Annotated in this window: 11 protein-coding genes; 4 read left to right on the top strand and 7 right to left on the bottom strand. The window is 59.5% G+C overall.

Annotation, left to right across the window (positions count from 1 at the left end):
* Positions 1-10: 10 nt before the first annotated feature.
* From AC5S26_RS16635 to AC5S26_RS16605, 7 genes are all read right to left on the bottom strand, one after another.
* Positions 11-547 (bottom strand): DUF488 domain-containing protein, encoded by a 537-nt coding sequence (locus AC5S26_RS16635; protein WP_494186030.1) that lies wholly within the window; start codon positions 545-547, stop codon positions 11-13.
* A 76-nt stretch (positions 548-623) separates the two neighbouring features.
* Positions 624-3068 carry an endopeptidase La gene (gene lon, locus AC5S26_RS16630; RefSeq protein ID WP_494186029.1) on the bottom strand — a complete coding sequence of 815 codons (2445 nt, stop codon included), beginning with the start codon at positions 3066-3068 and terminating at the stop codon, positions 624-626.
* A gap of 660 nt (positions 3069-3728) precedes the next feature.
* The gene (gene dnaJ / locus AC5S26_RS16625) at positions 3729-4886 is read right to left on the bottom strand and encodes a molecular chaperone DnaJ (protein WP_494186028.1); all 1158 of its coding nucleotides are present in this window, start codon (positions 4884-4886) and stop codon (positions 3729-3731) included.
* Between the two features lie 32 nt (positions 4887-4918).
* Positions 4919-5488 (bottom strand): nucleotide exchange factor GrpE, encoded by a 570-nt coding sequence (locus AC5S26_RS16620; protein WP_494186027.1) that lies wholly within the window; start codon positions 5486-5488, stop codon positions 4919-4921.
* A gap of 99 nt (positions 5489-5587) precedes the next feature.
* Complete coding sequence (hrcA, locus tag AC5S26_RS16615) at positions 5588-6667, bottom strand: heat-inducible transcriptional repressor HrcA (RefSeq protein WP_494186026.1); 1080 nt, start codon at positions 6665-6667, stop codon at positions 5588-5590.
* Positions 6668-6809: 142 nt separating this feature from the next.
* A complete protein-coding gene (locus AC5S26_RS16610; RefSeq protein WP_494186025.1) occupies positions 6810-7643 on the bottom strand; it encodes an Mrp/NBP35 family ATP-binding protein in 834 nt (277 codons plus the stop codon).
* Between the two features lie 19 nt (positions 7644-7662).
* The gene (locus tag AC5S26_RS16605) at positions 7663-8184 is read right to left on the bottom strand and encodes an acyl-CoA thioesterase (RefSeq protein WP_494186024.1); all 522 of its coding nucleotides are present in this window, start codon (positions 8182-8184) and stop codon (positions 7663-7665) included.
* Between the two features lie 65 nt (positions 8185-8249).
* On the opposite strand from AC5S26_RS16605, the gene AC5S26_RS16600 reads away from it, so the two are divergent.
* The 4 genes from AC5S26_RS16600 (at position 8250) to AC5S26_RS16585 (ending at position 11858) form a co-directional block, all read left to right on the top strand.
* Positions 8250-8561 (top strand): tetratricopeptide repeat protein, encoded by a 312-nt coding sequence (locus AC5S26_RS16600; RefSeq protein ID WP_494186023.1) that lies wholly within the window; start codon positions 8250-8252, stop codon positions 8559-8561.
* A 91-nt stretch (positions 8562-8652) separates the two neighbouring features.
* Positions 8653-9144 (top strand): MgtC/SapB family protein, encoded by a 492-nt coding sequence (locus AC5S26_RS16595; RefSeq protein WP_494186022.1) that lies wholly within the window; start codon positions 8653-8655, stop codon positions 9142-9144.
* A 48-nt stretch (positions 9145-9192) separates the two neighbouring features.
* Positions 9193-10713, top strand: coding sequence for a sigma 54-interacting transcriptional regulator (locus AC5S26_RS16590; RefSeq protein ID WP_494186021.1), 1521 nt, complete (start codon positions 9193-9195; stop codon positions 10711-10713).
* A 56-nt stretch (positions 10714-10769) separates the two neighbouring features.
* Positions 10770-11858, top strand: a complete 1089-nt coding sequence (locus AC5S26_RS16585; protein WP_494186020.1) for an alginate lyase family protein — start codon at positions 10770-10772, stop codon at positions 11856-11858.
* Positions 11859-11911: the final 53 nt, after the last annotated feature.

Raw genomic sequence — 11911 nt, 5'->3', positions numbered from 1 at the left:
TGCAGGCGGCTCACCCAAACAGCACGGGCTCCTTCGGATACCAGACCCTGCCGTTCTGCACCTGCGCAAAAGACGTCATCTCATGCGGCTTTCGCGAGCTCTCTCCATCCGGCTTCACGAAGACGTCCTCTACCGCCTGTCCGCGGGCCAGCACCGCGTCCGCGATCAGCGATCGATGACATCGCCACGGCAACGCCTCCGCACACATTACGATCGTCTTCTCCACCTCGGGCAGCCCTGCCAGCCAGTCAATCTCCGCTACAAACGCCGGCGTCTGCATGTAGTCCGCATACCCGCGAAAGCTCTCGTTCCTCCACGCCGTATTCACGCTCTCCGGCTGCGGTTCCCTTCGCCCGCCCAGGCCTTCGCGCCACACCCCGCGAATCCCCGCCTTCTTCAGGGAAGCAAACAGCGCAGCCTGTGAGAACTGAGGATGCCGCCGCGATCCTGGAAATCGCCGCACATCCACCAGCGTCTTCACTCCGCTCTCGGTAAGCGCCCGTAAAAACGCCTCGATGCTTAACGTGGAGTGCCCAATTGTCATCATCGCCAGACGTCTCCCATTCCAAAAGAGAAGAGGCGGCCCGGAATCCCGAACCGCCTCTCCATCCTGCTCTTGCCGATTAGGCAGACGCGTGAATCACCTCTTCACGCACTGCCTCATCCTCGGCCTCTTCCTGCACCGTCGACGGCAACGTAACCGCCAGTACCTCTTCGATCCGCGTGGCGTAGTGGATCTTCACGCCCTCGATCTGATCCGGCGTCAGGTCCTCTTCCACCTGAACCTTGCACTCCAGGGGAAGAACCACGTCCCGCACTCCCGCGCGTTTGGCCGCAAGGAACTTCTCCTTGATGCCTCCCACCGGCAGCACATTGCCGCTCAGCGTGATCTCGCCGGTCATCGCGGTCAGCGGATGCACCGGGGTATCCGTGAACAGGCTCACCAGCGCGGTCGCCATCGTGACACCCGCCGAGGGTCCGTCCTTCGGAATCGCTCCCGCAGGAACATGGATATGAATATCCGTTTCCTTCGTGAAGTCCTCCTCCAGGCCGAACTTGCCCGCGTTCGAGCGCACCCAGGTCAGCGCGGCCTGCATGCTCTCCTTCATCACGTCGCCGATCTGACCGGTGATCGTGAATCCGCCCTTGCCCTTCATCTTGTTTGCCTCGATGAAGAGTACGTCGCCGCCCGCAGGAGTCCACGCCAGGCCAACCGCCACGCCCGCACGCTTTGTCCGCTCTGCGATCTCCGTATCCACGCGAACCTTGATCCCTCCAAGGAACTCATGGATCAGAGCAGGAGTGATCGTGATCTTCTCGGTAGCGCCCTCGGCGATCTTGCGAGCCACCTTGCGCGCAACCGTTCCGATCCTCTGCTCCAGCTTGCGGACTCCGGCCTCACGCGTATAGTGCCGTGCGATCATCGCCACACTCTCTGTCGGAAACTCGATCATCTCCGGATCGACACCGTTCTCCTTCACCTGCCGGGGAACCAAATACCGCTCCGCAATGTTGACCTTCTCCTCCTCGGTGTAACCCGTGAGCTCGATAATCTCCATACGGTCCAGCAGCGGTCCCGGAATCGTGTCCAGCTGGTTGGCTGTGCAAATAAACAGAACCTTGCTTAGGTCGAACGGCTGATCGAGATAGTTATCGCGGAACGTATTGTTCTGCTCCGGATCCAGCGTCTCGAGCAACGCGCTCGCCGGATCGCCCCGGAAGTCACGCCCCAGCTTGTCGATCTCGTCCAGCATGAAGACCGGATCATTCACCTCCACCCTCTTCAGGTGTTGGATAATCTGTCCCGGCAACGCGCCGATGTAGGTCCTTCGATGTCCGCGGATCTCCGCCTCGTCGTGCATGCCGCCCAGCGAGATGCGCGAAAACTTCCGGTCCAATGCTTTTGCAATCGACCGTCCCAGCGAGGTCTTACCCACGCCCGGAGGCCCGACAAAGCACAAAATCGGCCCCTTCATATCCGGCTTCAACCGTCGTACGCTCAGGTAGTCCAGAATGCGGTCCTTCACCTTCTTCAGGCCATAGTGATCCGTATCCAGAATCTCCTTCGCCTTCTTGATGTCCACCGCGCCGGCCGAGCTCTTCGACCACGGCAGAACCGCCAGCCACTCCACGTAATTCCGGGTGAGGCTGTAGTCGGCGGCCATCGCATTCATCCGGCTCAGGCGGCTAAGCTCCTTCAGAGCGTCCTTCTTGACCTCCTCCGGCATCCCGGCAGCCTCGATCTTCTCCTTCAGCTCGGCGATATCCTTCTGGGTCTCGTCTACGTCCCCAAGCTCCTTCTGGATGGCCTTCAACTGCTCGCGAAGATAGTAGTCCCGCTGCGACTGCTGCACGGAATCCTGTACCTCGGTCTGGATCTTGTTCCGCAGCTGCTGAACCTCCAGCTCCTTGGCCAGGTGCTGGTTGATCCGCTCCAGCCGCTTGGTGATGTCCGGCGTCTCCAGCAGGTCCTGCTTGTCGGTCGTCGTCAAAAACGGAAGCGACGAGGCGATAAAATCCGCCAGCCGTCCCGGCTCCTCGATGTTGATCGCGATCGTCTGCAGGTCATCGGAGAGCGTAGGCGACGAGGTCACGATCTGCTGGAACTGGCTCACCACGTTCCGCTGCAAAGCCTCCGTCTCCGGGGACTTTTCGGGCTCGGTCTCGGCGATCACCTCGAACTCGGCCGTCATAAACGGCTGCAGCTGTGTGAACTCGCCCAGGTGCACACGCTCATTACCTTCTGTAAACACAAAAAGGCTCTGGTTCGGCATCTTCACGACCTTGTGAACAGTCGCACGCGTTCCTACCGCATAGAGATCCGTACCCTGCGGAGTATCCTGACGCGCATCCCTCTGGGCCACTACGAGAATCGACTTCTCCTCGCCCAGGGATTGAATCAGCTGAATAGAGCTTTCGCGGCCCACCGTCAGAGGAAGCACCGCGTGGGGAAAGAGAACCGTATCACGGACTGGCAACACCGGAACCGGCAGCTTGCCGTCCGCGCCCTCGCCACCCTCGGTATTCTTTGCTGTCGGCTTGATTACACTAACGAAGTCGTTTGCCATTGAGTGTCCTTCTATCAAATTATTAGCTATTCGATGCAGCAACTCTTGTATAAGTCGCAAACATCAAAATCAACCCCAGAAAGCGGACTCTCAACTTAAAAGAGCATCCGCAGGCAACCGGTTTGGGTTGTAAGACGCCTGCTTTATCCTTCGTGTCATCGGCCCAAAAGTCTATTTTCTTAACTCAGTGACAGATGACATCCGCTCCGCATGACGCGTCACCCCGATCGAAGCCCCAAACACAATGTCATTCCGAGCGAAGTCGAGGAATCCCTGCATTTCGCTCGAAGCACCACAGAATTCCCCAGGAAAACACAACCTCCCGAAGTGTTGTTCCGACCATAGCCCCATATATAGCGTCATTCCAACTGAAGCCCCACATGCAGCGTCATTCCGAGCGAAGCAGAGGAATCCCTGTATTTTCCCTCGAGCCACCACCGATTCCAAAAGGAAGCTGTCAAGCCATTAATCCCATAACACGAACAAACTAAATGGAATATCCCTGCCGATCAGTTTCCGCCACCTTGCTAGAATGGAAGTAGAAAGCAAAGCCCCGGAGAGATCCGGGGCTTTGCTTCAAATCGATACGATCCAGACTGCGGTCCGAACCTAACTCATTACTTTCCAAGACTTTGCACCAAAAAGTATAGGGGAGAGGGGCTAGTTAAACATCTCCTTCACCTTGTCGAGGATCCCTCGTGAGGTAGGAGTATTCTCCACCTCCATCGTCTCTCCAAGCTGACGCAGAAGCTCCTTCTGCTGCTTGTTCAGCTTGTTGGGAGTTTGAACCCGGATCTCGACGATCAGATCGCCCTTGCCCCGTTCGTTCAGGTGCGGAACACCCTTGCCGCGCAGCTTGAACTCGCGCCCGCTCTGCGTGCCTTCGGGGATCTTGATGGTCTCGACACTCTCCAGCGTCTGGATCTCGAGCTCGGTCCCCAACGCCGCCTGCGGGAACGAGATCGGCATCACGCAGTGCAGGTCGTCGCCGTCACGCTCGAAGAACTTGTGCGCCTTCACGTTCAGGACGACATACAGGTCGCCGGAGGGTCCGCCGAACTTGCCGGCCTCGCCCTCGCCCTGGTAACGGATTCGTGTGTCCTGTTCGACGCCCGCGGGAACCTTCACCAGGATCTTGTGCTCGGTCTGCACCCTCGTCTCCCCATGGCAGGTCGGGCATGGATCGACGATCAGGGTTCCGGTTCCGCCGCATACGGAGCAGGTGCGGGCGACAGAGAAGAAGCCCTGCTGGAATCTCTGCTGTCCACGCCCTCCGCACTGGGTGCAGGTCACCGGCTGCTTGCCTCGCGCGGCGCCGTTCCCATGGCACTCCGTGCAGGTCTCACTGCGCCGGATCTTGATCTCGCGCTCGATCCCGAAGACCGCCTCTTCGAATTCAAGCGTCAGGTCGTAGCGCAGGTCGCGCCCGCGCTGGACCCGCGAAGCCTTGCCGCCGCGAGCCGAGCCGCCCATGTTGAACATCTCGCCGAAGAGATCGCCAAAGATGTCGCCCAGGTCCTGCGCTCCGCCAAAGCCGCCGCCGAACGGTCCTGCACCAGCGCCGCTCGAGCTGCCGTTGAACGCCGCATGCCCGTAACGATCGTAGGCCGCGCGCTTCTCCGGGTCGCTCAGCACCTGGTAGGCCTCGCTGCACTCCTTGAACTTATCCTCGGCAGCTGCGTCGCCCGGATTGCGGTCCGGGTGATATTGCATCGCCAGCTTGCGATAGGCCGTCTTCAGTTCCTGATCGGAGGCGTCCCTGGAGACGCTCAACACTTCATAGAAATCAACTTTGGTCACGTTTGCCGTCGCACTCATCTTTCACTAACCTTCAATCGCCGTTTAGACGGTTAATCACTCACCATCGCCGGATTCGAAGCAATCCTCACCAGCGCTGGACGAAGCAGTTTCTCGCGGACCTTGTACCCGCGACGAATCTCCTCTAGTACCTGATGATCGGGGAACTCCTTGGTTTCAACGCTTCCGAGCGCCTCATGGACTCTGGGGTCGAACTGGGCCCCCACGCTCTGAACCGCGACCACGTTCAATCCCCGAAGAGCCTCTTCCATCTGCTTTAGAATCAGCTCGACACCGGTCCTGAGCTGATCGGCCGACCCGCCGGATTTCAGCGCAAGCTGGAAGTTATCCATCACGCCCAGAAATGGCTCTACGGTGCTTGAAACCGTGTAATCGCGGGCATCCTGGCGCTCTTTGGCCTCGCGCTTCCGCGCATTGTCGAACTCTGCCTGGAGTCGTGCCAGCCTATCCAGCAACTGGTCGCGTTCCCCCTTCACCTGCTCCAGCTCCGCGCCTGCGAAGGCTGCGTCCTGTATTGGCTCCTCGCAAGGGCTGGTCACAACTTCTCCCTCCTGCACGGCCTGTACAGTCGTCTCGTCCTGCATGGATTTATGTCTCCTCATCGTTGCTTTCCTCTTCTATTATCGCCGATAGCGCAAGCCCGCACTCCGCCGGAAAGGCCTTACGGAGCAATTTCACCGGGGCCGGCGCCAAGCTTCCGCTTATTCATTCGGATGCGGCGCGATCCGATCGAAGACGCGGGAGAGGTAGCTCACCGCGTTCATCGTGTTTTCATAGTCCATTCTCGTCGACCCAATCACGCCGATCGTTCCGCGGCTCTCGCCCGCCATCCGCGCCGGGGCCGCAATCAGAACCAGACCTGCCATCTCCGGAGCCTGCTGCTCAAGATCGAAGATCACGCGCACGCTTTGCTGGTGCGCGTCGATATACGCGTTCAGCAGGTCGACGAGACGCTGTTTGGCCTCAAGCGCCGCCAACATCTCCCGTAGACGCTCACCATCCACATTCACTCCGACCAGGTTTGCCACGCCCTCCACGTACACCGATGGCGTGGAGGAATCGGTGGAAGGAACCGCCTTCACCCAAAGCTGCTGCACAGCATTCAACAGGCGCTGATACTCACTGCGCTCCCGCTCTACCAGCTTCGCCAGCTCCAGGCGCACCTGTTCCACGCTCCACCCGCGGAAGTGCTCATTGAGAAAATTGCCGGCGGTGTTCAACTCCACGGACGTCAGGTCCCGATCCAGCGTCAGAACGCGATCACGCACCATTCCCGACCGGGTCACTACAACAGCAAGAACGCTTGCGGGAGCCAGACGGGAGAAGTAAACATGCTCCAGAAAATCTCCCTCCGCCACCGCCGCCACTGCCACCCCAACGCCGCTCGAGAGCGTCGCCAACACGTGCGAGGTGCGTTCCAGAACGGCCTGCGTGCCCGCAACTCCAACAAAACTTGAGTCAATCTGGTGACGCGACCGGGCGGTAAGGCGCTTCGCGTCGACCCTGGGGTGTGTCCCGCCACTCAACTGCTCCACATACATCCGGAACGCCTGAGCTGTAGGAACACGCCCGGCAGAGGTATGTGGCTGCTCCAGAAGGCCCGCATCAGCAAGTTCAGCCATCTCGTTCCGTATCGTCGCGGAGCTCATTCCCGAGGGCTCGCGGCTTTGCAATCGAGCGATCGTGCCTGACCCCACAGGCTCGCCCGTCTCGATATAGCTCTCAATGATGGCTGTCAGAATGGCCCGCTGCCGTGCTGTAATCCGCCATGCATCCGCCATCTCGCCCTCCCTGATTGAAACCAGTCTACCCTTCGCGTCAAGATGTTCCTGTTTCAAAAACAAAACGCTTCGGATAAACCCGGCGATGACAATTCAGGACAGAACTCTCCTTTTTCTCCTGAGAATCTCGCTAGCGGATCTCCTAGCTGATTTCGAAGACATCCTGATTTTTAGACGCAACTTCCTTGGCTTTGTCCGCGACGCGATGAGCGACCGCGTAGAACTCCGCGGCAAGCTTTGAATCGGGCCCCGCAAGCGAAACCGGCAATCCCTTGTCTCCACCTTCACGGATCGAAGGGTTCAACTCCAGCGCCCCCAGAAAATCCAGCCCGAACTGCGCCGCAGTGCGTTCCGTTCCTCCAGCTCCAAAGACGTCGATGATTTCTCCCGAAGGCAGCGTCATCTGCGACATATTCTCGACCATCCCCAGGACCTCGACCTTCACCTGATGGAACATCTCCAGCGCCTTGCGAGCATCTTCCAGCGCCACGCTGGACCCTGTCGAGACCACGATCGCTCCCGTCAGCGGAACCGTCTGCACCAGGGAGATCACCACATCGCCGGTTCCGGGAGGAAGGTCGATGATCAGGAAGTCCAGCTCTCCCCACTCCACCTGCTGCAGGAACTGGCGGATGATCTGGTGCAGCATGGGGCCGCGCATCATCAACGGCTTGTCTCCCGGGGAGATCAATCCGATCGAGATGAACTTCACGCCATGAGCCAGAATCGGCTCAATGCGGTTCTCGCCCACGATGTTTGGCTGCCTTGTTGCACCCAACATCGTCGGCACGTTGGGGCCGTAGATATCTGCGTCGATCAACCCGACCTTGTACCCAAGCTTCGCCAGCGCAACCGAAAGATTGACCGCGACGGTGGTCTTGCCTACGCCGCCTTTACCGCTTCCGACTGCTACGACATGCGCTACTCCGGGCAAAGGCTGCGGCGCCGGAGGAGTTCCTGCTCCCATGTGTCCCATAATCTTTCTCCTGAACCTGTCAGACGTGCCACTCGTCGCCGAGCGCTGCACGTATCTCTTTTTTGCGCTGGGTCTCGCCAGCGCGCATCTCGCGGCGACGGCCCGCATCTTCGTATCGTCGTTTCTGGTGCTCGGTCTCCGGGATCACCTGCGGAACCATCAGCCGACTTCCTTCCTTATCGACCGCCACATACGTAAGGTAGGCCGAGGAGACATGGCGCATCCGGTTATGCCGCACATCCTCTACCATTGCCTTCACTCCGATCTCCATCGAGGTTCGATAGGCGCGGTTGACACTGGACTTCAGAATCAGCAGATCGCCGACGCGGACCGGAGCGACGAAGTCCAGATGGTCCATGCTCGCGGTCACCGTGATGGCGCGGGCGTGACGGCTAGCCGCCATTGCACCAACCAGGTCAATGTACTGCATCAGCCTGCCCCCAAAGAGGTTCCCCAAGGCGTTGGCGTCGGAGGGAAAGATAATCTCGCTGCGCTCGGACTGCGACTCACACACGGTTCTTGCCAGGACGACTTCGCTCATGTCTTACCAGTGTAAATCTTCAAACAGCTTGCCAACTTGCGGTGCATCATCGGAACATCGAACGCATGGACAGAATTGCCCTCCTCACCCAGGTGCTGGAACAGAATCCCTCCGATGCCTTTGCCCGCTACGGCCTCGCCATGGCGCATCTTGCCGAGAGCAACATCGATGCAGCGCTCTCCGAGTTCACGACGTTGATCCAGCACAATCCGGACTACGTCCCCGCCTTCCAGATGTCGGCTCAAACCTTGGCAAAACAAGGCCGCACCGACGAGGCACTGGAGCGATTGCACAATGGCATCGCCGCCGCCAACCGCACGGGAAATCAGCACGCGCTGGCCGAGATGGAGGCTCTCCGGGAAGACCTTAGCCGCTGAATCCACATATAAACCTCCATGCCGGTCACCCTGACAACCTGCTGATGAACACGACCGGAAGCCGTCCGATTCGTTCGTCGAGCTCGACCTGATGCGACTTCCCCTCGGCATCCTGTCGGGCATCGGCTTCATCGGCGCTGGCGCCATCCTGCATAAAGACGGCATGGTTCGGGGAGTTACGACAGCGGCAACGATGTGGTTCGTGACGATTCTGGGACTGCTATTCGACGGCGGCCAGCTGAAGCTTGGGATTGTGAGCACGGCGCTCGCGTTGTTCATTCTCTGGAGCCTCAGATGGGTCGAGAACAATATGCCGACCCATCGCACCGGCTCTCTCTCCGTCCGATTCAAGAAGTCCGGCTCCCCCGTCGAGCCTCTCAGCGAGATCGAGTTTCGTCAGCGCCTGCAGGCAGCCGGATTCGCCGTTAAAGACTGGACCGTCCATTACTCCGATGCCCGGCTGCATTCCATTCAATGCGAACTGGAGTGGCCTATACGCGGCCATATTCAGCCGGAGACTACGGCGCGAATCCACGAGCTCTCAACGCTTCCCTCTGTTTCTTCCCTTCTCTGGCGCGGATGAAATTCCTGCTTGAGCCCATCGCCAACCATCCAACATCTATACTTAGACATGGCGAACTCACTTCCCAACACCCTAGGCGCTCTCCGCAACAGCGAATACACTCCTGAACGGCTCGCCCGCAGTGTGAAGGACGAGCTTCGCGAAAATCTCATCTGCCGACTGCGCACGAAAGAGACGATCTTCCCCGGCATCGTCGGTTATGAAGACACGGTTGTTCCTCAGATCGTCAACGCAATTCTGTCGCGGCATAACTTCATCCTGCTGGGCCTGCGCGGCCAGGCGAAGTCGCGCATTTTGCGCGCGCTGACGACGCTTCTCGACCCGCATACGCCGTACATCGCCGGCTCCGAAGTTCGCGACAATCCCTACGCGCCCATCAGCAAATACTCTCGCGACCTGATCGCGAGGCTCGGCGATGAAACCCCGATCGCATATCTTTCCCCCGATGAGCGCTTCGTCGAGAAGCTTGCCACACCCGACGTGACGGTCGCGGATCTCGTCGGCGATATCGACCCCATCAAGGCCGCGCGCTCCAACCAGGACCTTGGCTCCGAGCTGACCATGCACTACGGCCTTCTTCCCCGCGCCAACCGCGGCATCTTCGCCATCAACGAAGTTCCCGATCTCGCCGGAAAGATCCAGGTCGCGCTCTTCAACATCATGCAGGAGGGCGACGTGCAGATTAAGGGTTATCCGGTGCGCCTCCCTCTCGACGTCGCTATCGTCTTCAGCGCGAACCCCGAGGACTATACGGCGCGCGGCAAGATCGTGACCCCGCTCAAAGACCGCATCGGCTCGGAGATTCGCACGCACTACCCTGAGGACATCGAAGAAGGCATCCGCATCACCACGCAGGAAGCCTGGTCCAACCGCCCCGCCGCGACGATCGAGATTCCCCATTACATCCGCCAGATCATCGAGCAGATCGCCTTCACGGCTCGTGAAGACAAGAAGGTCGACAAACGCAGCGGCGTCTCGCAGCGGCTCCCCATCTCCACGATGGAGCTTGTGCTCTCCAACGCCGAGCGCCGCGCCCTCATCCACGGCGAGCCGCTCGTCGTTCCTCGTGTCGGCGACATCTACGCCGCGCTTCCCGGCATCACCGGCAAGATCGAGCTCGAGTATGAGGGTGAGATGCGCGGGGCCGACACCGTCGTCCGCGAGATCATTCGCACGGCCGTCGCCGCCGTCTTCGACAAGTACTTCGCCGGAACCGAGACCCAGCAGATCGAAGAGTGGTTCAATCTTGGCGGCACAGTGCAGTTGAACGACACTCAGCCGGCCGCAGCCTCTCTGGCAGAGCTGAAGCAGATCCAGGGTCTGCTCGAAAAACTTACGCCGCTCAATGTTAACGGCAAATCCGCGTCGGAGACCACCGTCAGCGCAGCTGAATTTCTACTCGAGGGAATGACCGCCCACAAACGCATCAGCCGGGCCGAGGAACGAGTCTTCACGGCTGCGGAAAAGAAGCAGCGCGTCGATCAGGCTGCCCAGTATGCTGAGCGAATGCGCGAACGCGAGCAGGAAGAATTCAACCCGAGGAACCGCACCCGTCGCGGCTTCAACTAAAACTCGAAAGGAACACCGACCTGATGTGGCTTAAATCTCGGGCATGGTGTGCGGCTATGGCATTTGCGGTCGCAGCCACGGCGCATGCGGAACACGTCTCCAACCCCAAAGCTTCCTATATCGACGTCAAGCAGCGTCACTCCGAGCTGGCCCACAATAAAGACCCTCGAGTCGCACAGGCAATCGCGTCGCTTGGCTTCTGCAGCAAACTGCCCGTCGTGCAGCCGCCGTCCGGCCACATGATCATCCCGCCGCATTACCTGAGCGGAGGCCATGGGCCGATCAATCCCGCGGAAGCCCCGGTCACCCGCATCTACGGAAACTTTGAGCGGCGCGTGACTGCCGGAATGAACCAGTGGCTCGTCACCTCTTCGAAAGAGGAAGCGCAGTGCGCTCAGCAGCAGATCGATGTCTGGGCACAAGCCGGCACCCTGCTGGACTACGACCCCAAAGAGAGTACCCAGGCATGGTTTCAGGTGGAGTGGACCCTCAGCTCCATTGCCATCAGCGAATCCGTGCTGCTCAACGAGAGATCGCTCGACCCAGTCCAGGTCAAACGCGATATCCAGTGGATGAACAAGGTTGCGCACCGCACGGTCGAGTTCGACAAGATCCGCGATCAGCTCAACAATCATCACTACTGGCGAGGACTTGCGGCCGTCGCGACCGGGGTTGTCTCGTCGGATGACGATCTCTTCACCTGGGGCGTTGGAGTGTACAAACAGGGTATCGATGAACTCGATCAACGTGGCGCGTTTCCGAAAGAGATGGCACGCCACGAACGCGCCATCCACTACCAATCGTTCGCCCTGCAGCCACTTACCCCTCTCGCCGCCTTCGCCGAACGGCAAAATGTTTCGCTCTTCCAGTACCATTCACCATCCGGCCGTACGATCGGCGACGCGGTCCACTTCTTTGGTGAGGCTCTCGGAGATCTTGAGATTCTCAAGGCGTATACCCCGGAGACCCAGATCGTCGATGACGCAGGCTCGGACTTTTTCGCCTTCGCGGAGTTCTACTCCCATTCCCCAAAGGCCTCTCCTTTACCGCCCGCGATTCTCAAAGGACTCGAACAGCCTACGTTTGCCACACGCATCGGCGGCAGTACCACGGTGATCGACGGGTACGTGCCCTCCAAACATTAGCGCCGGTCTTCGACGCCATGCCAACAGAGCCGACCTACAAGGCCAGCGGAATC

The organism is Edaphobacter sp. FHG110511_03, from assembly GCF_059115365.1.
The sequence above is the reverse complement of the archived record's forward strand: the minus strand, read 5'-3'. Positions and strand labels throughout refer to the sequence as shown.

What these genes read in the sequence shown, in the direction of transcription:
- dnaJ (WP_494186028.1), bottom strand. Translation starts at nt 4,886, where the DNA reads ATGAGTGCGACGGCAAACGTGACCAAAGTTGATTTCTATGAAGTGTTG.
- AC5S26_RS16600 (WP_494186023.1), top strand. Translation starts at nt 8,250, where the DNA reads ATGGACAGAATTGCCCTCCTCACCCAGGTGCTGGAACAGAATCCCTCC.
- AC5S26_RS16605 (WP_494186024.1), bottom strand. Translation starts at nt 8,184, where the DNA reads ATGAGCGAAGTCGTCCTGGCAAGAACCGTGTGTGAGTCGCAGTCCGAG.
- lon (WP_494186029.1), bottom strand. Translation starts at nt 3,068, where the DNA reads ATGGCAAACGACTTCGTTAGTGTAATCAAGCCGACAGCAAAGAATACC.
- AC5S26_RS16585 (WP_494186020.1), top strand. Translation starts at nt 10,770, where the DNA reads ATGGCATTTGCGGTCGCAGCCACGGCGCATGCGGAACACGTCTCCAAC.
- AC5S26_RS16595 (WP_494186022.1), top strand. Translation starts at nt 8,653, where the DNA reads ATGCGACTTCCCCTCGGCATCCTGTCGGGCATCGGCTTCATCGGCGCT.
- AC5S26_RS16635 (WP_494186030.1), bottom strand. Translation starts at nt 547, where the DNA reads ATGATGACAATTGGGCACTCCACGTTAAGCATCGAGGCGTTTTTACGG.
- AC5S26_RS16620 (WP_494186027.1), bottom strand. Translation starts at nt 5,488, where the DNA reads ATGAGGAGACATAAATCCATGCAGGACGAGACGACTGTACAGGCCGTG.
- AC5S26_RS16610 (WP_494186025.1), bottom strand. Translation starts at nt 7,643, where the DNA reads ATGGGACACATGGGAGCAGGAACTCCTCCGGCGCCGCAGCCTTTGCCC.
- hrcA (WP_494186026.1), bottom strand. Translation starts at nt 6,667, where the DNA reads ATGGCGGATGCATGGCGGATTACAGCACGGCAGCGGGCCATTCTGACA.
- AC5S26_RS16590 (WP_494186021.1), top strand. Translation starts at nt 9,193, where the DNA reads ATGGCGAACTCACTTCCCAACACCCTAGGCGCTCTCCGCAACAGCGAA.